23 protein-coding genes are annotated in these 20,803 nt (G+C 31.3%); 3 read left to right on the top strand and 20 right to left on the bottom strand.

Going from position 1 to position 20,803, the window contains the following annotated elements:
• Positions 1 to 395, top strand: a 395-nt coding sequence (locus tag AC2LE6_RS05285; protein WP_484478217.1) for an MATE family efflux transporter, incomplete at its 5' end; no start/stop codon positions are given.
• A gap of 1 nt (position 396) precedes the next feature.
• Positions 397 to 978: a hypothetical protein gene (locus AC2LE6_RS05280; RefSeq protein ID WP_484478216.1), complete on the top strand. Its 582-nt coding sequence runs from the start codon at positions 397 to 399 to the stop codon at positions 976 to 978.
• Between the two features lie 80 nt (positions 979 to 1,058).
• Here AC2LE6_RS05280 and rlmH read toward each other — a convergent pair whose 3' ends face one another.
• The 12 genes from rlmH to AC2LE6_RS05220 all read right to left on the bottom strand — a co-directional run bounded on the left by rlmH (position 1,059) and on the right by AC2LE6_RS05220 (position 12,964).
• The gene (rlmH, locus tag AC2LE6_RS05275) at positions 1,059 to 1,538 is read right to left on the bottom strand and encodes a 23S rRNA (pseudouridine(1915)-N(3))-methyltransferase RlmH (RefSeq protein WP_484478215.1); all 480 of its coding nucleotides are present in this window, start codon (positions 1,536 to 1,538) and stop codon (positions 1,059 to 1,061) included.
• A gap of 9 nt (positions 1,539 to 1,547) precedes the next feature.
• Entirely contained in the window at positions 1,548 to 2,582 is a 1,035-nt protein-coding gene (locus AC2LE6_RS05270) for a GGDEF domain-containing protein (protein WP_484478214.1), read from the bottom strand.
• A gap of 82 nt (positions 2,583 to 2,664) precedes the next feature.
• The gene (locus AC2LE6_RS05265; protein WP_484478213.1) at positions 2,665 to 4,005 is read right to left on the bottom strand and encodes a sensor domain-containing diguanylate cyclase; all 1,341 of its coding nucleotides are present in this window, start codon (positions 4,003 to 4,005) and stop codon (positions 2,665 to 2,667) included.
• A gap of 94 nt (positions 4,006 to 4,099) precedes the next feature.
• Positions 4,100 to 5,260, bottom strand: coding sequence for a DNA glycosylase AlkZ-like family protein (locus tag AC2LE6_RS05260; RefSeq protein ID WP_484478212.1), 1,161 nt, complete (start codon positions 5,258 to 5,260; stop codon positions 4,100 to 4,102).
• 52 nt (positions 5,261 to 5,312) lie between these two features.
• Positions 5,313 to 6,149: a hypothetical protein gene (locus AC2LE6_RS05255; protein ID WP_484478211.1), complete on the bottom strand. Its 837-nt coding sequence runs from the start codon at positions 6,147 to 6,149 to the stop codon at positions 5,313 to 5,315.
• Between the two features lie 9 nt (positions 6,150 to 6,158).
• On the bottom strand, positions 6,159 to 6,995 hold the full coding sequence (locus AC2LE6_RS05250) for an aminoglycoside 6-adenylyltransferase (RefSeq protein WP_484478210.1): 837 nt from the start codon (positions 6,993 to 6,995) through the stop codon (positions 6,159 to 6,161).
• Between the two features lie 76 nt (positions 6,996 to 7,071).
• Positions 7,072 to 7,545: a GyrI-like domain-containing protein gene (locus AC2LE6_RS05245; protein WP_484478209.1), complete on the bottom strand. Its 474-nt coding sequence runs from the start codon at positions 7,543 to 7,545 to the stop codon at positions 7,072 to 7,074.
• Between the two features lie 57 nt (positions 7,546 to 7,602).
• Complete coding sequence (locus tag AC2LE6_RS05240) at positions 7,603 to 8,190, bottom strand: 50S ribosomal protein L25 (protein ID WP_484478208.1); 588 nt, start codon at positions 8,188 to 8,190, stop codon at positions 7,603 to 7,605.
• 121 nt (positions 8,191 to 8,311) lie between these two features.
• Positions 8,312 to 9,220 carry a site-specific tyrosine recombinase/integron integrase gene (gene xerA, locus AC2LE6_RS05235; RefSeq protein ID WP_484478207.1) on the bottom strand — a complete coding sequence of 303 codons (909 nt, stop codon included), beginning with the start codon at positions 9,218 to 9,220 and terminating at the stop codon, positions 8,312 to 8,314.
• A 9-nt stretch (positions 9,221 to 9,229) separates the two neighbouring features.
• On the bottom strand, positions 9,230 to 10,531 hold the full coding sequence (trmFO, locus tag AC2LE6_RS05230; RefSeq protein WP_484478206.1) for a methylenetetrahydrofolate--tRNA-(uracil(54)-C(5))-methyltransferase (FADH(2)-oxidizing) TrmFO: 1,302 nt from the start codon (positions 10,529 to 10,531) through the stop codon (positions 9,230 to 9,232).
• 59 nt (positions 10,532 to 10,590) lie between these two features.
• On the bottom strand, positions 10,591 to 11,604 hold the full coding sequence (locus AC2LE6_RS05225; protein ID WP_484478205.1) for a thioredoxin family protein: 1,014 nt from the start codon (positions 11,602 to 11,604) through the stop codon (positions 10,591 to 10,593).
• A 70-nt stretch (positions 11,605 to 11,674) separates the two neighbouring features.
• Complete coding sequence (locus tag AC2LE6_RS05220) at positions 11,675 to 12,964, bottom strand: alpha-amylase family glycosyl hydrolase (protein ID WP_484478204.1); 1,290 nt, start codon at positions 12,962 to 12,964, stop codon at positions 11,675 to 11,677.
• A gap of 93 nt (positions 12,965 to 13,057) precedes the next feature.
• Here AC2LE6_RS05220 and AC2LE6_RS05215 point away from each other — a divergent pair, with 93 nt between their 5' ends.
• Entirely contained in the window at positions 13,058 to 14,032 is a 975-nt protein-coding gene (locus AC2LE6_RS05215; RefSeq protein ID WP_484478203.1) for a LacI family DNA-binding transcriptional regulator, read from the top strand.
• Positions 14,033 to 14,061: 29 nt separating this feature from the next.
• Here AC2LE6_RS05215 and AC2LE6_RS05210 read toward each other — a convergent pair whose 3' ends face one another.
• From AC2LE6_RS05210 to AC2LE6_RS05175, 8 genes are all read right to left on the bottom strand, one after another.
• Positions 14,062 to 15,447, bottom strand: coding sequence for a TrkH family potassium uptake protein (locus tag AC2LE6_RS05210; protein WP_484478202.1), 1,386 nt, complete (start codon positions 15,445 to 15,447; stop codon positions 14,062 to 14,064).
• Between the two features lie 69 nt (positions 15,448 to 15,516).
• The gene (locus AC2LE6_RS05205; RefSeq protein ID WP_484478201.1) at positions 15,517 to 16,092 is read right to left on the bottom strand and encodes a TetR/AcrR family transcriptional regulator; all 576 of its coding nucleotides are present in this window, start codon (positions 16,090 to 16,092) and stop codon (positions 15,517 to 15,519) included.
• 274 nt (positions 16,093 to 16,366) lie between these two features.
• On the bottom strand, positions 16,367 to 17,731 hold the full coding sequence (rlmD, locus tag AC2LE6_RS05200; RefSeq protein ID WP_484478200.1) for a 23S rRNA (uracil(1939)-C(5))-methyltransferase RlmD: 1,365 nt from the start codon (positions 17,729 to 17,731) through the stop codon (positions 16,367 to 16,369).
• A gap of 190 nt (positions 17,732 to 17,921) precedes the next feature.
• Positions 17,922 to 19,277, bottom strand: a complete 1,356-nt coding sequence (gene rlmD / locus AC2LE6_RS05195) for a 23S rRNA (uracil(1939)-C(5))-methyltransferase RlmD (protein WP_484478199.1) — start codon at positions 19,275 to 19,277, stop codon at positions 17,922 to 17,924.
• Positions 19,278 to 19,396: 119 nt separating this feature from the next.
• Positions 19,397 to 19,768 carry an SHOCT-like domain-containing protein gene (locus AC2LE6_RS05190; RefSeq protein WP_484478198.1) on the bottom strand — a complete coding sequence of 124 codons (372 nt, stop codon included), beginning with the start codon at positions 19,766 to 19,768 and terminating at the stop codon, positions 19,397 to 19,399.
• Positions 19,769 to 19,802: 34 nt separating this feature from the next.
• Positions 19,803 to 19,931, bottom strand: a complete 129-nt coding sequence (locus AC2LE6_RS05185; protein WP_484478197.1) for a hypothetical protein — start codon at positions 19,929 to 19,931, stop codon at positions 19,803 to 19,805.
• A gap of 18 nt (positions 19,932 to 19,949) precedes the next feature.
• A complete protein-coding gene (locus AC2LE6_RS05180; RefSeq protein WP_484478196.1) occupies positions 19,950 to 20,306 on the bottom strand; it encodes a DUF2089 family protein in 357 nt (118 codons plus the stop codon).
• Positions 20,307 to 20,317: 11 nt separating this feature from the next.
• A complete protein-coding gene (locus AC2LE6_RS05175; RefSeq protein WP_484478195.1) occupies positions 20,318 to 20,677 on the bottom strand; it encodes a hypothetical protein in 360 nt (119 codons plus the stop codon).
• Positions 20,678 to 20,803: the final 126 nt, after the last annotated feature.

Here is a 20,803-nt window from a genome sequence, read left to right as displayed (position 1 = left end):
TATGCAATATAGTTGGTATTATCACGTTTATTTTGTTTTTCTTCTTTGGAGAATCAATATTCGGTATATTTAAACAAGGAGTTTATATTACAGAATTAGGCACTAAAGGACTACGATATTATTCTATAGGTATATTGTCTCTAGGTATCACAAATACAATCACCATGTTTTATGCAACCATTGGGAAAGGAAAAGAGTCATTAATTCTAAGTGTTACAAGACAAGGAATTTTCTTTATACCAATAATTCTCATATTACCTGGTATAATTGGTATAGATGGTGTACTTCTAGCACAGCCAATAGCTGATGTTTTAACATTCATTCTTGCAGTTGTAATGATAATACCATTTGTTAAAAAGTACAAATCAAGCAAACCAACTTTAAAGGAGGCATAAAATGAGTATTTATGGAATCGTATTCTTTGCAGTAACATCTCTAATTTTCTTATTATGGTATGGGGGGAAATCAAAACCTTTATCAGAGAAGGAAATTGATGAACTAATTGAAAAAATAAAAGAACAGCATAACGCAGATGAAGAGTCTACTATTATTAATCAACTAAGAACACTATGCAAAAGCGATGATGGTAGATCATTCTATATGGTTAACTTAATGAAGTATAATACTGAGTATAATGAAGAACTTCAAATGACTCCAATGGAAGCTCATAAAATATACTCAAAGGGTATCGTTAAAGAATTATTTAAAAGAGCTGGTCATCCAGTTATGATGACAAAAATTACTGGATCATTTATTCAAGAGAGTGATTCAGAATGGGATGATGTAGGTATCATTAGATATCGAAGCAGGAGAGATATGCTTAAAATGATTATAAACTTTTCTGATCCTGAGCTTGATAAATATAAATGGGCTGCGCTTAAAAAAACCGACGTATTCCCTACAAAGTTAGCATTTCATTTACCATTTGTTAGAATCTTTATCCTATCAATACTTTTAGTAATTGGATTTCTATTATAGCAGGCATAAATATGCTTGCTTTTTTTGTAAACAAAAAGCCCAAAAGGGCTTTGTTATGTAGTGCATATCATTAGTTGCAATTACTTGTGATACGGCTCGTTGTTGTTTATTCTAAACGAACGATATACTTGTTCTAAAAGGATCATTTTCATTAATTGGTGTGGAAAAGTCATTTTACTAAACGATAGTTTAAAACTAGCTTTGTTTATTACTTCCCTTGATAAACCATTAGAGCCACCAATCACGAAAGTGATATGTGAACTATGATACGTTTTGATATCTTCTACCTTACTTGCAAGTTCTGTTGATGAGACTTGTTTCCCTTCTATACATAGTGGAACAATATAAGAGTCTTTTGGTAGTTTTAATAATATTTTGCTACCTTCTTTGATTTTGATTAACTCAATATCTTTGATACTCAGTTTCTCTGGTGCTTTTTCATCTGGTATTTCTATAAAACTAAGATTACAGTATTTAGATAATCTTTTTGAATATTCATTGATACCTTCAACAAGGTATTTTTCTTTGATTTTTCCGACTGAAATAATTGTTATGTTCATAATTCACCTCTAGTTAAAATCTAATTCCACATGATCCTTTTTAAACGTTTTATTTTTCTGTAATAATTTTTCTGCTTTTTCTATTGTTTCTTGCATTGTGTTTCTATTTGCAACACAGGCAATACTTACAGTGACTTTCTTCTTAAGGAAATCGAACTCGCTTGTAGAAATAACTTTTCTTATCTTTTCAGCTACAATACTGGCATTTGAAATTGGAGTAAAATTCAACACTACTAAAAAGTCTTCATGATTCCATCTTATGATGTAATCATCAATTCTTATTTTATTTCTAATAATATTAATTACTTCTTTTAATAAGTTGTCTCCATTATCAACGCCATATTCATCATTTATTTCGTGATATTGATCTATACCAACTATTAGAAGAGTTGTTCTACTATCTACTGCTTTTTTTGTATTTATTTTATCTTGTGTTCTTCTTTGGTGTGCTTTCATTAGCAACCCCACGGTAGATTTCTCGTGAAGTTTCTTTGATTTAGTAATCTCAGAGTTAAGAAGAATAGAAAACAAATACATAAAGGTAATTGTTACTAACAGATATAATCCTGATTCAATAAGCATAAACAATTCCGTATCTGTCAGTGTATACGTAACTACAGAGTAATATGTTCCTCCAAATAAAAGAAGAACAGGTATTGATAAGATACTATAATAATGCTTTTTAGATAGTTGAAATAATCCAACAAATAATATTACCACTGTTAAGAAAGTAAAAAAGATAAGATACTCACTCATCGATATCAAATAAACACTTCTAGCAATCGCAAATACTGAAAACAGATATAAAGTTGTATTTAGCTTGTTATTGAATAATAACCCACCTAATAATGCGTATACAGCAATTGATAAAAATGTGTACAATAGTTCTACTGAATCATGGGGTATAAACAGTGCAAGTATAAGAACTAAAGTTGAATGGATGAACAGTATACCTATCAGATAGAAATAAAGTCTAGCTTTCTTTTTATCCTGCTTGTTTACTCTTTCATACTTTTGAAGAAGAAAATTCATAATAGTATCCATTGTATGCCCCCTTTAGAAAAAACTTGTTTATATAATTCTACCATAGAACATAGGTAAACAAAAAGAAGTCTTGCGACTTCCTTTAAACTATTGTGCTTTTGTTTCTACCTGTATCTTTTGAAACATATAGAGATTCATCTGCTTTTTGAATCAATCCCTCTAGTTCTTCTGGACTGTATTCAGGGAAGCTAGTTCCTCCTATAGAGATTGTAACTTTAATATCTTGATCATTATGTTTGATTGAGTGTTCTTCTACATATCTTCTTATCTTCTCAGCAAGATGTACTAAGCCAGCTCTTGAAGCTCCGGGCAATAATGCAAGAAATTCTTCTCCACCATATCTTACTAAAATATCACCTTTTCTAATATTAGATTTAATGATGTTTGCGATTGCGATTAATACTTGATCACCAATTATATGACCGTATGTATCATTCACTTTTTTAAAGTAATCAATATCAAGCATTAAAACTCCAAGAGGATCATTGGTTCTTAAGCAACGTCCATATTCTTCTTTTAAACGCTCCATACCGAACCTTCTATTATATATCTTAGTTAATGGGTCTAAAATGGCTAACTGTTCTAATTTATCATGAATAATGGCATTGTGCATACCCAGTGATAATCCGTGTGTATATACATTCAACTCATTTAATATGTGTTCTTCAAAATGTTTGACAGACGCTAATAATATTGCGCCAAGAACTTCACCTTTGTAGACAATCGGTTCTAACAATATTGCATTGGGTTGAAAATCAACAAGGCCTGCTTCAATTACAACATTCCCCGTTAATTCAAAATATACTCTCTTTTTGTTTGTAAAGCATTTATGAACTATTTCTTGTGTTGTTAATTTGTCAGGATCTTTAATAAGGTGAGAATATGATACTTCAATCTCTCCACCCTTATCTATAAGAACAACACCAGCTGTTGCACCGGTGTATCCTATTAAGTGAGTTAGTGCTTTTTCACTCAATTTTCCTAGGTCTAATTCGTTTGTAAATATTTCTGTGAAATTGCGAATACTTGATTCACTATTTAGTGTACTTAAAAATGCTTTTACCAAGTTGTTGAAAGATTCACTTGATTCTCCAATTTCATCTGTACTATCCACTGGAATCATACATTTATCTAAACATTCTTCAGCATTCATATCATTTACGTTCTCTAAATTCTTATTAACATATTTCATTCTTGCTGATAAGATTTTCAATCTTCTTCCAACAACAAATTTAGCAAGTAGGATGTTAACAACACCAACGATTATTCCAGCGAACAAAGTCGCAACAATAAACATAATATCAACATACTTTGATGGTATACCAATTATTCTAGTGAACACTGGAAAAATCATACCTACAATGATTCCAAATCCAATCATATATATTCCTAAATCGTAAAATACTTTCTTAGTTAATCTCATGGTCTCACTCCTTGTATTTTCAATACATTATACCAAAAACAAATCTTGATTTCATCTACAAACAATATAAAAAATAAAAAAATCAAAAAGAGGGTTAAATCTCTTTTCGATTTGCTTTTACGTATTTGGTAAATCGGTTTATAGCTTGTTGTATTTTTTGATCAAGCTTCTTTGTTTTTTTGATATGTTCTTCTAACCAAATGTTTTTAATTGTTAGTGGTTCTTTCCCTCTATGTTTATCAAACTCTATTCGTCCAACTATATCTGATTTATAAAGTATAGGTAATACATAATACCCATATACTCTTTTCTTTAAAGGGGTGTACACTTCCCATCTATAGTAGAAATCGAATACATCATGTATAAGGTTTCTATCCCAGATTAAGTTGTCTAGTGGTGCGATGAAAGTTACTTTGTCTTGTATTTCAACATCTATTTTGTCAGCATCTTTGGGTATATAGTATATTTCATTTAACCCTTCTATTTGGACTTCTTCAATCAATGAGTTTGATAAAAGGTCTTTAAGCAAGCTCTCTCGTTCTGTTTTCTTTCTTATAAATGCTCCACTCATATGAACACCTGATTTATTTGAAGCCAATCCGAGAGCTTTGATTCTTCTTAATAAGTAATATAAGGCAAACTCTTTATCTGTCTTAAATGGTGTTTGTTCACTTGATAAACTACCTATTAGATTTACTGTTAAATCATATTGTTTCTGTTGGTTTTTTCTGTCTCTAACTGAAACATCACCTCTGAAGAACAAGTAATCAAGCGCAGCACTACTTACTTTCATTTGCCCCCAGTGGTGTTTCTTACTACCACCAAGTGAAATATCTTTTGAGTATTTTGGACCTTCTGTTATAAGTTCGAGAATTTCATCTATATAATCTAAAGCATGTATCTGAAGACGATGTTGTAATGTGTTTATTTCTGATAAGGATCTTGCTTCCCTGATATGTGCAAATAAAGGATAGTCCTCTGTTTTATAAATGGCCATCATTTTATCCCAACCATCAAACAGAATTCTGTCTTTGTATAGATAGTCATTTATCTCATATTTTTTGTAGTTATCTAATCTAGCCTGCAGTACAAGATCTGCGTTTCGTCCAACAACATCAAGTGGATCCTTTTGAATAGATTGTAATCGATCAAAAATAACCGAGATTCCCTCGATTCCTTTAATTGAATTCTTCGTGTTTATCATTTGATAATTTACTAAGAATTCTCTAGCTTGTTTTTTGGTCCAGTTCAACATATAATCACCTGTTTCAATTATACTAAAAAAGATGCAAAAAATGCATCCTTTTTTATTGATTCACAACATCTTTTATTTGAAAGACTAGGTTTAGTAAGCTTTCTATCTGATGATAGTATTCTCTAAAGTTCTCGTAATCCACATTTTTATGTTTATACGTTGTTTTGAACTTGCTAAATGCGATGTGGACTTCTGCGCCATTTGAAGCGATATACTTTTTCTTGTACTCCTCTAATTTACTTAAAACTGCATTGTAGTTAAATCTGATTCTATCTTCATTTTCAAGTTTAAATAATTTGATGTCTTCTCGTTCTTCTTTTATGAATTTTTTTCCTTTTTGATGAGGTTTTCCGTTTGTTCTTACTTGGAAGTTTGTATACCCTTCTTCATCAAAAATTAAATAGATTCCTGAAAAGTGTATTTGATTTGAATTACCACTATTTGTTTGAATTGTAGTAAAGATAAGTTTTGTTTTTGAATCAAGTTTTATTTGATATTTTATGGATGCTGAGCTGTATCTAGTAAACAGTCCCATGTTTTCATTGAATGTTTTTGAATTTTTTGGGTTGTACGTGTACGTTACATTTGTTTCATGTTCACTATTGTATTGGTTTATAGCCTCACTGTTTAGAAGTTTGTTCATTGTTAGGTGTCTTATACTAACGTTCTTGATAAGTTGTCCTAATATGAATAAGAATAATGAGACTCCAGCAAATATACTTAAAAACCAAAGTTCCTCAAGTACATAGAAGTATAATAATACACCTACAGATATTAGAAATAGAGGTATGCTATACACTAAAGCATTCCCTGTATTTCTCATTTCTTTTATTTTTCCATTCATCTCATCTATTGATTTGTTTACATCATACGTATTGAAGTAATCCATAAAAACCTCCTATAAATACTCTTGTTTTATTTTTTTACAGTAATCAAGCATGTCTTGATCATGTTTCATTGGGTAATCAAAGTTTAATTTCTCAGCGATTCTTAGTCCTAAGTAACGTACAAAATCAAATGATGATAGAAGTGCATTGTATACTTCTTCTTTGTCTCCACTTGAATACGTTTCTTGAAGCATGTTCCATTCATCTTTTGTTAGGTATTGCTTGATATATCTGTTGTAGACTCCAACATTTACTTTGAAATCATGTTTTGTACCAACGTACCAAGATAGTAAACTATTTATCTTTTTATGAAGGATGTACATCATATATTGATTAAATGTAATTTCATCTCTATAAATCGTCTTAACAACATAACTACTATCAAAGAAGAAATCACGTAGTATATCTTGAAATTCTTGCTCCAATGGTTTTTTTATGTAAAACTTACGCTCATCTGTCACTTCTGGCTTTGGGACAATGTTGTCTTTATCTAGATATACTTTATATAACTGCATATCATTCGCGTTTTTCGCTAATGAAACATCTTGGAATCCAAAATCTATTTTGAATCCATCATCATAAATAGTTAATCTAGTATAGGCTTTTGCGTCTTCTTCTCCCCATTCGTCACTGAAGAATGAAATCACATTTCCAAAATATGATTTCCATTCGTTAGTACTAGTAAACTCCGTTACATCATTACAATAGAACAAAGGATCCAAATCGCTAAAATCATCTATTGGAGCATTAGTATTCACATAGCTACCTTGTAATACCAGTGCTCGAATATTGTCATTGCTTTCTGCAAACTCAATCAACTTTTTTAATTCATTGTCTAAATTTCTCATATTTATCACCTACTTAATTATACAACAGCATATAAAATATATATAGGAACTATTTGTCCTATAAAAAAGAAGAGATTTACTCTTCTAATTCATTATATCTAAACACAATGTAAACAGTACTTTTTGGATTAGTGTGATTGAACAAAGGTGGATACTCTTCATAGTCAAACCCTTTAAAAACAGGTATCTGATTTTGTTCAATAAAATCATATACTTTTTTTATCGCACCTTTTGGCAACTCCTCAAACGTTGTTTCAAATCTTATGTATTTGCCTTCGGGTAGTTCTGTTAACATACTCAGTTTTAATCCGTCGGTAGAATCAATTGGTATCAAAGCGCTGTAAGTGAACCGCTTTGTTGCCATGAATTCTGGGCCGTATACTTCTAGTCCTATCGAGGATCTTGATGAATTGTACTTTTCTTGATGTGGAAGTTTCATTGTTTCATCCCATATATCACCAAAGTTAGTATCTGTGATTTTCTCCATATCAACAGGATGAGTTACCCCATAAAATAAACGCTTTTTTTCCTCTATTATTTCATATTTCAAATCTATCACCTCAGTTTAAGTATATCATAAAACAAAAAGCACATAAAATATGCGCTTTTATTCTACTAATTCTGGTTCGTATCCTTCTTGTTCATCTTCGTCTACTTCTTCTTTAATAACTGTCGGTGGATTCAGACTACATACTATTTGTTCAGGATCATTTAATACTTTGATTCCTTTAGGTGTTTCTAAGTCTTTTACATAAATTGGTGTGTCTTCTGTAAGTGCATCAACATTTACTTCTAAATATGATATTCCGCTACCTACATTATACTCTACTTCTACTTCATCTAAGTTAGTTGTAAATACATACCTAGATTTTGTGAATTGTTCTTTTCCAATGAAATGCAATGATACGTTTGATTGTAGTGTATCGTCCTGCGATACTTTTACTAAATCAAAATGAGAATAAGAATTGTGATCCATATAAACATTCTGATACTCCCTAACGTATACAATGTGTTTTTTGCCATCAAGTAAAATTGAAAAAGTCTTGCTTGTTCCAAATTGTTCAATTGCTCTAGTAAATTCTAGCGCTGGAACTTGCACGGAAGTAGCAGGGAAATCTTTACCATAAATGATACCTGGTACGAATCCACTTTGTCTAACTTCGTTTACTCTTTTAGTTCTTTTTTCAATGTTCACTATATATCACTCCTTAATCTATTTTAACATAAAAACGCTTACTTGTAGTGAAAAGTTTTTCATTAAAAAAAGATAGAAAATTCTATCTTATTTTTATGTAGTAAAACTGTACGAATAACCGCTATTTTTTTCTAGCTCTTGGATGTGCTTTCATGTACTCTTCTTTCAGCTTTTCTTTTGTTACATTTGTATATATCTGTGTGCTTGATAAATGGCTATGTCCAAGCAATTCTTGGACAGACCTTAGGTCTGCTCCATTGTTCAACAAATGCGTCGCAAAAGTATGTCTAAGAGTGTGGGGAGAGATTTTCAAAGACTCTCCTGATTCGGTTATGATTTTGTTTATGATTAAGCGTACACCACGGTCTCCTAATTCTGTTCCTTTAAAATTAAGGAATAGCGTTTTAGGATGTGTTGTTTTGTTTCTTTTTATGAATTCTTGTCTAACAGTTATAACGTATTCTTGGATTTCGGTTAGAAGGTTATCATGTATTGGTACAAATCGGTCCTTCGATCCTTTTCCATGAATCAATATTAATGATTGTGAATAATCAATATCACTCAGTTTTATAGCGCAGAGTTCACTAACACGTACACCTGTCCCATATAACAATTCAATTATAAGTTTGTTTCTTCTATCAATAGGTTTTGTTAGGTCTATTGATTCAATAATCTGTTTTATTTCTTCAGGGTAGATGAACTTAGGTAGTCTTTTCTCTTTTTTAGGCAATTCTACGTCGTTGAATGGATTTTCTCTCATCAACCCATCCTTGACTAAGAAGTTGAATAAACTTCTAAGAGAAGAGATTTTTCTGGCTATTGATGAAGGGGAATATGATTCGTGAAGTGTGGCGATGTAAAAGCGAGCAATTCGTGGAGAAACGGTAAGGATGTCTCCGAATTGTTCGTTGTCTAGAAAATGGATAAGGGTGAATATGTCGTCTTTGTAAGATGTTACTGTGTGTTCACTATATCCTTTTTCATTTTGTAGGTACTCTTTAAATAGATTGATTACTTCACTGTTTGCCATAACTACACCTTAATTCTCTAGTTTTTCTACAATGTCTTTCATCAGTTTTAATGATCGTTCTTTATAGAACATTTTACGTTCTTTTTTCTTGTGTTTGAAATCAAGTTTTTGTAGGATTCCATAATTGGCATTCATTGGTTGAAAATCAGACATAGATGCGTGTGATATATAATGTGATTCACTTCCGATGATTGTTGTTTGAGGGAATACTATTTCTTCTTTATCTTGCAGTCTTCTAGCAAGTGCGATACTTGATATTAATCCACTACCGGCGCTCTCTACGTATCCTTCAACACCTGTGATTTGTCCAGCAAAATGGATGTTTGGATTTGAACGTAATTGGTAGTTTCTTGTTAGTAATTTAGGGCTGTTTATAAATGTATTTCTATGCATTACACCATAACGTACGATGTTTGCTTTTTCTAATCCAGGTACCATTCTTATAATTCTTTTTTGTTCTCCAAATGTTAAATGTGTTTGGAATCCAACAATGTTGAACAAAGTACCTTCTTTATTATCTTGTCGTAATTGAACGACTGCGTATGGTCTTTTACCATTTGGTTGTTCTAAACCAACTGGTTTCATTGGACCAAACAGTAGCGTTTGTCTTCCTCTTCTTGCGATTTCTTCAAAAGGCATACAACCTTCAAATACAATAAATTCAAAGTCTTTTACTTGTACTGCGTCCGCAGTAACAACTTCGTTATACCATGCATTAAATTGGTCTTCATTCATTGGACAATTTATATATGCAGCTTCTCCTTTATCATATCTACTCTTCTTATAACATATATCCATATTGATACTATCTAACTCAACAATTGGTGCTGCTGCATCAAAGAAATAAAGATATTCTTCGTCGATTAATCCTTTGATTGCTTCACTTAATGCATCGCTAGTTAGAGGCCCAGAAGCTATAATAACAGGACCTTCTGGGATTGATGTTATTTCTTCTTCTATCACTTCTATATTCGGATTGCTTTTAATCTCTTTTGTTACTAATTCACTAAACAAATCTCTGTCTACTGCAAGTGCTCCACCCGCAGGTACTTGCGTTTGCTCTGCACATCTAATTATAAGAGAATCTAACATTCTCATTTCTTCTTTTAATAACCCTACTGCATTTTCTAAACTTGCACCTCTAAAACTATTTGAACATACTAGTTCAGCGAATCCGCTAGTTTTATGAGCTGGAGTTAATTTTGTAGGCCTCATTTCATAGAGTTTCACTTGGAACCCTCTTTTTGCTAGCTGGTAACTTGCTTCACTTCCAGCTAGTCCTGCACCAATAACTGTTACTACTTGTTTCATATTTATCACCTGTTCCTATTATAACATAAGAAAAACCACAAATGTGGTTTCCCCTTGTTTTATGGCGTATAGTTATTTGTTGTTATTTCTCCATCGCCTAATTCTTCTATATAGTTTAATACATCTTCTGTACCTGAATAGTACTCATCTGCAAAATTCCCATTTGTCATTACAACTAGAATTGGCGTTCCTGAATTAAGTACAATTAGCTCTGTAGGTATGTTATCAGCTTGTGCAATGGTTGCACCATTCATGAAGTAAACATCATTTATTCCTCTTTTAAGTGCCCATTTTAAAACATCTTCTTTTGCAGCTTGGCAATGAGGGCATCCCTCTAAGTAGTAATAAAGAATATAAGCATCTTGTTCGATCGTTAAAGCATCCTCATATGTATAGATATGTTGATCTTCAAAATCATCATAATCTAGTTCTTCATATTTGGCAATGTATTCTCTTACTCTTTCTTTACCTACATAGGCTTCTGTGATCATTCCATCACTAATAATTAGTAACGTAGGTGTTCCAGATAATCCTTCTACACCTGTAGAATCTGGCGCATCTACAACGTCTAGAAGATAGAAAGGCATATCATCATAATCCGTTAGGAAATCAATTATATCGCTTTTTACTTCTTGACAATGTCCACATTCATCACTGTAGTAATATGCCATATATCGTCTATCTGGCATACTTTCGAGCATTTGGAAAGAATATGCTATGTGTCCTATAAAGTGTTTATAATCCTTCATATCAACATCACCATAACGATCAATAAAGAAATTAATATACTCTTCTCCGATATATTGTTCTATCTTTTCCCCTTGATAGTAAACGTAAATACGTGGTTGTGCTGAATCTGTGATTTCTTCGGGTAAATCGTTTATCGATTCAATATCTAAAAGATAAAATGGTATTTTCTCATCATTCTCGAAAAATTCAAGAACACTTGATTTTAAAAGATCACAATCATCACAATCTCCATCATAAATATATACAAAATGATAATCATCGGTAATATTATCTAAATCCTCAAAAGTGTCTAACTGGTTATCTTTAAAATCTTTATAATCCAAATCACTATTACACCCTGATAAAGTAAAAGCAAATAATATCGTTAAAACAGTGGTTATGAAGTGCTTCACGCTACTTAACCCACGTAATGATTGGTTCTTCTATAAGATCCATCATACCGTCTTTAACTTGAAATTCCTTATTGGTAATAACATTTAAGTATGTTCCATCAGGTAATGAGATATCAAAACTTCCTTTTTCTAATCCGACATTGAAGATTCCTACTACTGTTTTATCTAGGTATTTATACTCACCAATAAATAAGTCTTTATCCGTTATTCTAATATCGTGGAAACCATAACTAAATGTTTTATCTTTTACAATACTTGATAATACTGTAATTAACGGAGATATATCTTCTCCATCCCAGTTTACCAAGTCCTTATCAAATAGTGATGGTCTGTTATTGTCTAATCTCTCTTGTCCTGCGTAAATCATTGTACTTCCCTTTTGAAAGAAAGTAAGGGCGGTCCAATTATTTATCTTATTGATATCATTATTGACCATTGGTGCGAATCTACCGTAATCATGGTTCTCTAAGTTGCGTAATTTTACGTAATTATCAGGATAAACCTGTTCTTGTCTTTTTACTTCTTCAGAATATCTTTTAAATGATACTTCACCTTTTAAATATCCTTCAAAGAATGGATGAACATCATAATCGTACGCTATATCGAACACTTGATATATCTGGCTTTCACTAAGACATGCATATCCTTGGTTACGGAGATATGAAACAAATCCACCATGAACACTTTCACTCAAGAATAAAGTGTCTGGGTTTTCATTTAAAAGCCTTTCATGTGCCTCCTCTAGAAACTCAAATGGTAGAAGACTAGTAACATCCCATCTAAACCCATCAACACCTTGTTTAGACCAGTAAACTAAAGTATCAATCAACTCTTCCCATAGACCAATATCATTAGTGTAATCAAGATCAGTTATGTCCCACCAATCTCCTACTCTATTAGCAAACTCATTTTTATCATTCTTGTAGAAGTATTCTGGATGTTCCTCTAACAAAACACTATCGTGAGATGTGTGATTATAAACAACATCAATCATAAGTTTCATCCCTTTATCATGAATCGCTTTAACCAAATCACCAAAATCTTTCAAAGTACCATATTCATGGTTAATTGAACGATAATCTTTTATTGAATAAGGGCAACCTAAGTCACCTTTCTTTTGTTTTTGACCAATCTCATGTATTGGGATTAAATATACATAATCCACACCTAGATTCTTAATGCGATCCAGGTCTTTAATTAATGCTTGAAATGTACCTTCTTCAGTATGGTTTCGAACATATATCTGGTAAAAAAATAAGTTTCGTAAATCTTTTTCTGTAGCTATACTCATCTATCTCACTCCAATCATTGATATTATATCATTTTATGTATAATTTAATAAAGTAATTTGATATAATAAAGTTAATAAATAGGAGTGATATATATGCCAACAATAAAAGACGTTGCAAAAAAATCAAATGTTAGTGTAGCTACTGTATCTAGAGTAATTAACAATACTGGGTATGTAAATCATGAAACTCGTAAAATCGTTGAAAGTGCTATTGAAGAATTAGGATATGTCCCAAATGAGTTAGCTAGGTCGTTATTCCGTAAACGTTCAAACATTATCGGACTAATAGTACCTCATATATCTACATATTTCTTCGCTGAATTGATTGAATCAATTGAGGATCATATCATGGAAAAAGGATACAAGTTAATGATATTCAATTCCAAAGATGATATCGAAATAGAGAAGAAATATATTAATGTTTTTAGTCAATACAACATAGATGGATTAATCATTGTATCAAACACACAAAGTACCAAAGCATATATGAACCTAAAAATTCCAATTATTACAATAGATCATATAATTGATAAATCAATTGCTTCTGTAACTAGTGATAACGTACAAGGTGGAGAAATCGCTGCTCGTAAATTAATTGCTGGAAACGCAAAAAAAATTATTCACTTTAGAGGTCCTAGTGTACTAATCACAGTAATTGATAGAGCTAGAGGGTTCTACCAAGTAATGGATGAACACAATATTGAAGTTAATAGCTTTGATTTAGACTTTAGAGTCCCAGATTTAAAAGATATTGAAATGTTCATTAAAAAGCATCCGGATGTAGATGGTATATTCTGTAGTAGTGATATTATCGCAATGTATGTAATAAGTGTCTTACAGAGACTTGGATATAAAATTCCTACAGATGTACAAGTAATAGGATATGATAATATTCAATTAAGTGAAGTTCTTATTCCAAGACTTACAACTATCGCACAACCAATTTTAGAAATGGGTATGCAGACAGTAGAAAACTTACTTACATTAATAGGGAAAAAAGAATTAGAGGAATTACATCAAACATTACCTGTTACATTGATAGATAGAGACTCAACTAAGAAACAATAAAAAAAACGGCTAAAATTAGCCGTTTTTATTTATCCTACTATTATATCCATCTCAGGATATTTGATATTATTACCTCTTCGTTTGTCTCCTCTAAACATTAATAGTAATGCTAGAATTCCGACACGTCCACAGAACATTACAACGATTATAGTTAACTTACCTATCGTTGTTAATCCAGATGTAATACCAAGACTTAATCCTGTTGTACCAAAGGCACTTGCTATTTCAAAGAATATCTTCTCTGTTGAAAATGATTCTGTATATGTCATGATGAGTAATGCTACTAGAATTAAACTAGCTGCACCAATAACAACCATCAGAGATTTCTGTAAAGCTTCTACTTTAATACTACGTTTTTTTATAACTACTTGTTCTTTACCTCTACTAAATGAATAGATGTATAAGAATGTTAATAAGAATGTAGTTGTTCTAATCCCACCACCGGCACTATTAGGCGATGATCCTATAAACATTAATATTCCGTAAAAGGCTCTTATTGTTGGGCCAAAACTAGACATTTCCATAGTTGCAAACCCAGCATTCCTTGTTGTTAGAGACATGAATAAACTATAAAATGCTCCGTCCATGAATCCCATACCTGCAAATGCACCGTTTACTTCTACTACATATGTAAATATTGCACTAACAATCCATAGACCTAGGTGCATACTTACAATAATCTTTGTAAATAAACTAAACTCGTATTTTTCTTTTCTTCTTTTGGCACCAAAGTATTGTTTAACCTCTGCAAGTGGCCAAAATCCAATTGCACCTAATATCATTAGGATCATTGCCAGAGATTGCATGAAGTAATCTTGCCCTAAAGGGTTATTTACACCATACATCATCAGACTATCAGCTCCTGGTGATATATCAAATCCAGCGTTAGTAAACATTGATATTGTTAGGAAGAATGATTGAAATGCCGCTTCACCAAACGTTTCAAAGTAATCTGTAAAGAAATGCAGATACCCTGTCATTATCGTAAAACCAATCAATTCTATCGTTAAAATCATAATTAATACATTTCTAATAAAACCTACAATTCCAGCTCTACCAATTTGGTTTTGATCTGTCATAATCATTGTACGTTCTCTAAAACTAATTCTTTTTCTAGATAATAACCAGAAAATAGCAACAAACATAATTAATCCAATACCACCAAATTGTAGTATAAAGGCTAATATGGTCTGTCCGAATGGTGTTAGGGTCTCCATTACAACAATTGTACTAAGTCCTGTTGTACTCATTCCACTAACACTAACAAATATAGCATCAATCCATTTTAGTGTTTGTCCATCTTGGATAGACATTGGTAACTTAAGTAAAGTAGCTCCAGCCATTAAAAATATAAAATAGCTAAATACAAACCCTCTAATGTAAGTCCCAAAAAAGATCTTCTTAAATTTCTTCATAATTTCACACCTTTTTTCAAACCTTATTTATTATAGCATAGTATCAAACAAAAACAAAAAAAGCAAACATTACTCAAATAGTGTTCTATACAGTTTAACTAACTTACCTCTTCTTTGCTTAAGTACGCTGTTGTAGTCGGTAAAAACTTCTTTTTCTATCAGATTAATTTTAACTTGTGCTATAAAAGCATCTATATTAATAAATGAATCTACAATACTTAATGATTTTGTAGGATGATTTCTAATATTGTCAAATAATCTATTCTTTAGTGTTACTTCTATCTGTTCTACAGTTTTCCTTATATTATCACTTAGGTAAGATATATCCTTGTATATTCTAGAAAGGATGTTTTCATGTAATCCTAATATATCAAGAAAGTCACCTAAAAACGATTCACGAGACTTTTTAGAGTCTACTCTATCCTCAATCTCGGTTTGCAATAAAGTAAGGTCAGAGGAAATAATATGATGTAATAAATTGTCTTTAGTACCAAAATGCAAAAATATACTACCTTGAGCTACATCAGAAACTCTAGCAATATCTTTTGTTGAGACTTTAACAAAGCCGTTATTAAGTAACAACCACTTTGTGCTTTTTAGTATTCTTTCTTTTGTCAATTTCTTGTTATCTTCTCGTATACCCATATGACCACCTACTCACTGAACCCATACTCATTATAAAACACTTTTTTACCCCTGTCAAACTAAAAATCAAAATCAACACGGTTGACTAAGTTAGTCATCGAACTTGAAAACAGTCGATTTAAATAACAGTGTGGAAAAACTATGTGGAAAACTCTTCTAACCTCTTGTATAGTAAGTAAACTCAATAATGGCACTTTTTGAAATGATTTAAATATAGTGCAATTATTGGCCTTATTTTAAATAAATCGTATTTTTGCAAATAAAAAGAAGAGAGTTATCTCTTCTTCAATACTGTTATACTTTCTATTTGTGATGTATGTGGGAACATATCTAATGGAGTGATTGATTCAATTTTATATTTTGATTTCAATGTTCCTAAATTTTTTCCCAAAGTACTTGGATTACATGAAACGTAAATTATTTTCTTAACAACTTTTCTATTTAGTAGTTCCAAAGTTTTTTGATCGATACCACTTCTTGGTGGATCAATAATAATTACATCAGGTTCTACACCTTTTCTATAAACAATTGGTAATACATCTTTTACTTCACCAATTTCAAAATCTACATTATCTAGCTTATTGATTTTCTTGTTATGTCTTGCACTATAAATTGATTCCTTGTTAACATCGATTCCAACAACTTTTTTTGCGTAAGGTGCTAAGTAAATACTGATTGCTCCAGAACCTGTATACATGTCGATTATTGTTTGATCAACTTCAAAGTCTAAATGTGATTTTACTTCTCTATAAAGTTTAATTGCTTGTTCAGGATTTAGTTGATAAAACGCTTTTGGTTTAAGATCATATTTTATATTATTTATTCCTTCTGAGATATATTCTTTTCCTTCAAGAATTTCAACTTCATCACCAAATATTTCTACATTTCTTACATCTTTATTTTTTGAGATTCCTACTGATTCAACACCGGGGATTCTAATAATTTCCTTAGCTGCTTTTTGTAATGCTTTGTTGAATATAGTAATTACCAAAGTAACTTGTACTTCTTCTGTTAAATGACTAACTCTAGTAACAACGTATCTAACCAATCCACGCATTTTTATGCTGTCAAAGGCTCTAATCTCATATTTATCTAGTATTTTAACTACTTCTGCATTCACAAAGTTAACTTTCTCATTCTGAACAGGACAGTTAGTGATATCTACTAATTCATTTGATTCTTTCTTATATAATCCAGTAGTAATTCCCTCATCGGTATTCCTAACTGGCATTTGTGATTTATGTCTATAGTATCTTGGGTTATTCATGCTAATAATAGGGTTGAATTTAATAGTTTCAAGTTCTACCTTTGAATAGCGTTCAATCGCTTGCTTAAGCATTTCTTCTTTAAAATTCAACTGTTCTTTATACGACACATGTTGGATCTGACAACCACCACATTCTTCGTAATGTCTACAGAAAGGTCTTACTCTCTCCTTGGCTCTAATGTTCCATTTTACTATCTTCCCTTTTGAGTAATTATCTTTTACTTCTGTAATCTCAACGATAACCTCTTCAGGAGGCATAGCTCCATCAACAAAAACGGCTTGGCGTTTATAATATCCAATACCTTCTCCGTTAATACCTAATCTCTTAATTGTTAATAAAACTCTTTGCTCTTTTTTTAATAATGGTTCCATTATATACCAACTTTCTTAGTCCAGTTAAATACTATACATTGTTTAGTCCATAAAAGCAATACCAAATGCTCTTCAATAGGGAATAGATGTTGTGAAATTACATGGTATTTTTGTAATCAAAGATAATTCATTCTACAAATTTCTGTGTTCAATACATACCCTATATTTTATTATAACAAAAAAGGACAAGTTATTCTTGTCCTTTATATCTAATTTTTGTAACAACTTCAATATGTGAAGTTTGTGGGAACATATCAAACGGAGTAGCTTCTTGTACTTCATATCCCTGAGATTGTAAGTAATTAAGGTCTCTAGCAAGTGTTGCAACATTACAAGATACGTATACAATTCTTGGTATTTTCATTTCAGCTATAGTTTCTAAGAATGCAGGCTCACACCCTTTTCTTGGGGGATCTACAAATAGAACATCTATGTCATAATTACTCCAAGTTTTTATAACCTCTTCTGCTTTTCCTACTTTGAATTTTGCATTGGTAATATTGTTTGCTGCAGCATTTTCATCGGCATCAGAAATTGCCTGTTTGACTAGCTCAACACCCAATACTGATTTACAATCTTTCGCTACACTAAGGGCTATAGTACCAATTCCACAATATGCATCAATCACAATGTCGTTTGGTGTTAACTCAGCATACTCTATTGCCTTTTTGTATAAGCTTTCAGTCTGTTGTGGGTTCACTTGATAGAATGATCTATGAGATACTTTGAACAATACACCATTGATCTCATCTCTTATGAAATCCTCACCATATATGACTTTAGATTTTTTTCCTAATACAATATTCGTGTTTTCTGGATTATGATTATGAATTACACTAACTACTCTTTTATATCTCGCTATTAACCTTTGAACAATTAAGTCTTTTTTAGGTAATTTAGGAGTTAATGTAACAATAGTAACTGATATATCATCAAATTTATATGAATTTCTAACAACTATATGTCTAATTACACCCGTACCAATATTTTCATTGTATGCAGGTATATTTAATTCTATAAATATGTTCTTTAAGAATTTAACAATGTCAGTTGTTATTTTAGGAATTATATAACATTTTTTCATATCGATTATATCATGTGATCTAGATTTATAAAGACCAGCAATCATTTTACCATTTTCTTCACCGAATGGTATAACGGCTTTGTTACGATAATAATAAGGGTTTATCATACCAACAGCATCATTTACTTTAGTACTGATTTTCCCTAATTTTCTTAATGTTTCTGCAGTTCTATATTTTTTGAAATCTAGCTGCATAGAATAGTCCATATGCATAAGATTGCATCCACCACATTCACTATAATGGTCGCAAATAGGTTCTTTACGGAATGGTGATTTATGTTGTAATTCCATTAATCGACCAAAACCAAGGTTAGAATTAACCTTTGTCAGTTTAATTATTCCTTTTTCCCCTTTAAGTGCTTTAGGTACAAACACAGGAAAACCATCTATCCTACATACTCCCATCCCATCATGAGTCATATCTATAAACTCTACTTCATAAAACTCATTTTTCTCGGGCATAATATCACCTCATAAAAATTGCCTTGAGTAAATCTAATATCATTATAACATAGATGAAAGGGTTTGTGTTGATTTGCAGCAATTAAAAAAGGACTTTACGTCCTTTTTCTTAAGAGATCTTATTCAATAACGATTTCGACAATATCACCATTTGCTGATTCTACATCAACGATTTTTCCTAATACTCCACTATCTACCATTTCTAAGATAGCATCTATATCTAATTCGAAGTTTTCCATTTGGTCCATTTTCATGAATCCTTTACCAGATTTTAAAGCTACTTTTGCAAATTCAATAGGAATCTGAACATTAACTTTATCTCCTTCTGCGCTTAGTACTTTAACTTTAAACATTTTGAATGCGTTTTTCTTTGGTTGTATTTTTAATTCCTTATCGGCATGATCTACGGCTTTTAATAACTCTGCACCTTCTGCTGCGGTAATTGTTTTACTTGCTATCATTTCTAAAATTCTTAATCTATCGTCACTCATTTGTATCATCCTTTCGAGTTATATTTCTATTTTTTTATTTTGTATATCTTTTTTGATTTTGAATGCTTTTTTGGTAGTCTCTACCTTTTTTTACTTCATCTAATATTACAGATTTTTCAATATCATTATAAATCAATTGTGCTAATTGTGTGTTACTTAACATATAATCTACCTCCTATTTTTATTTGATTAGTTTGGCAGCTTCTTTTGCAGTTATTTCGCCTTTTTCAAGTTTTTGGAATACTTCGTCTTTTTTCACTTTTTCTTCATCACTTAATTCATATCCTAGACTTACAATTACTTCGTCTAACGTTTTCTTTACTGTTGGATATGAAATACCTAATTCTTTTTCAACCTGTTTAATGTTTCCTCTATTTTTTATAAATACTTCTATAAAATATAGATCTTCTTTTGATAAGTAGTTAAACTTTGATAGTTGGAACTGTCCACTTAGCTCTGTGTGGCATTCCGTACACTCTAGTTTTGTTACAGTTAAATCGCTTTTACATATTGGACATTCTCCGATTACATGATTCATATTGTCTCCTCCTAAATTACTTTTATATCTATGAGAGCATCTTTTGCCTCAACTTTGATTTTGGTACCTTTTGAATATTTAATAAGATTTAACAATTGCTTTAAATCTACTTCGTTTTCTTCATCAAACGTTGTAAATCTTCCAGCGACCTTCAGACCCCATCTTGCAAATATAAGTGGTATTGGTAAGGCAAATAGTATTCTAAGAAACGTATTTAATCCTTTACCTTCATTTGGAATTGTAATCCTGAGTTTAATGAATGTAGCTCGTTTACCAGGTTTAGGTTCCTTTTTGTTATAAAGTTCTTTATATGCAAGTTCAGGTGTTATCTCTTGTGATTCAAGTTTTGATAATGTTTTCTGATAATTCATTTGATTATCACACCCTTTACTTAATTTTGTTAATTTGTTGCTTAACTTTCTTAATTACAATCTAATAATATCGTACATTCTACTTAATGTCAAGTAAAAATCAAATCTTTTTTTAAAATAATTAAT

The organism is Candidatus Izemoplasma sp. (genome assembly GCF_982632705.1).
The sequence above is the reverse complement of the archived record's forward strand: the minus strand, read 5'-3'. Positions and strand labels throughout refer to the sequence as shown.

What these genes read in the sequence shown, in the direction of transcription:
- AC2LE6_RS05210 (WP_484478202.1), bottom strand. Translation starts at nt 15,447, where the DNA reads ATGAAGAAATTTAAGAAGATCTTTTTTGGGACTTACATTAGAGGGTTT.
- AC2LE6_RS05180 (WP_484478196.1), bottom strand. Translation starts at nt 20,306, where the DNA reads ATGAATCATGTAATCGGAGAATGTCCAATATGTAAAAGCGATTTAACT.
- rlmH (WP_484478215.1), bottom strand. Translation starts at nt 1,538, where the DNA reads ATGAACATAACAATTATTTCAGTCGGAAAAATCAAAGAAAAATACCTT.
- AC2LE6_RS05250 (WP_484478210.1), bottom strand. Translation starts at nt 6,995, where the DNA reads ATGAGAAATTTAGACAATGAATTAAAAAAGTTGATTGAGTTTGCAGAA.
- AC2LE6_RS05280 (WP_484478216.1), top strand. Translation starts at nt 397, where the DNA reads ATGAGTATTTATGGAATCGTATTCTTTGCAGTAACATCTCTAATTTTC.
- AC2LE6_RS05175 (WP_484478195.1), bottom strand. Translation starts at nt 20,677, where the DNA reads ATGAATTATCAGAAAACATTATCAAAACTTGAATCACAAGAGATAACA.
- AC2LE6_RS05255 (WP_484478211.1), bottom strand. Translation starts at nt 6,149, where the DNA reads ATGGATTACTTCAATACGTATGATGTAAACAAATCAATAGATGAGATG.
- AC2LE6_RS05265 (WP_484478213.1), bottom strand. Translation starts at nt 4,005, where the DNA reads ATGAGATTAACTAAGAAAGTATTTTACGATTTAGGAATATATATGATT.
- AC2LE6_RS05270 (WP_484478214.1), bottom strand. Translation starts at nt 2,582, where the DNA reads ATGGATACTATTATGAATTTTCTTCTTCAAAAGTATGAAAGAGTAAAC.
- AC2LE6_RS05190 (WP_484478198.1), bottom strand. Translation starts at nt 19,768, where the DNA reads ATGAGTGACGATAGATTAAGAATTTTAGAAATGATAGCAAGTAAAACA.
- AC2LE6_RS05205 (WP_484478201.1), bottom strand. Translation starts at nt 16,092, where the DNA reads ATGGGTATACGAGAAGATAACAAGAAATTGACAAAAGAAAGAATACTA.
- AC2LE6_RS05260 (WP_484478212.1), bottom strand. Translation starts at nt 5,260, where the DNA reads ATGTTGAACTGGACCAAAAAACAAGCTAGAGAATTCTTAGTAAATTAT.
- rlmD (WP_484478199.1), bottom strand. Translation starts at nt 19,277, where the DNA reads ATGCCCGAGAAAAATGAGTTTTATGAAGTAGAGTTTATAGATATGACT.
- trmFO (WP_484478206.1), bottom strand. Translation starts at nt 10,531, where the DNA reads ATGAAACAAGTAGTAACAGTTATTGGTGCAGGACTAGCTGGAAGTGAA.
- AC2LE6_RS05215 (WP_484478203.1), top strand. Translation starts at nt 13,058, where the DNA reads ATGCCAACAATAAAAGACGTTGCAAAAAAATCAAATGTTAGTGTAGCT.
- AC2LE6_RS05220 (WP_484478204.1), bottom strand. Translation starts at nt 12,964, where the DNA reads ATGAGTATAGCTACAGAAAAAGATTTACGAAACTTATTTTTTTACCAG.
- xerA (WP_484478207.1), bottom strand. Translation starts at nt 9,220, where the DNA reads ATGGCAAACAGTGAAGTAATCAATCTATTTAAAGAGTACCTACAAAAT.
- AC2LE6_RS05185 (WP_484478197.1), bottom strand. Translation starts at nt 19,931, where the DNA reads ATGTTAAGTAACACACAATTAGCACAATTGATTTATAATGATATTGAA.
- rlmD (WP_484478200.1), bottom strand. Translation starts at nt 17,731, where the DNA reads ATGGAACCATTATTAAAAAAAGAGCAAAGAGTTTTATTAACAATTAAG.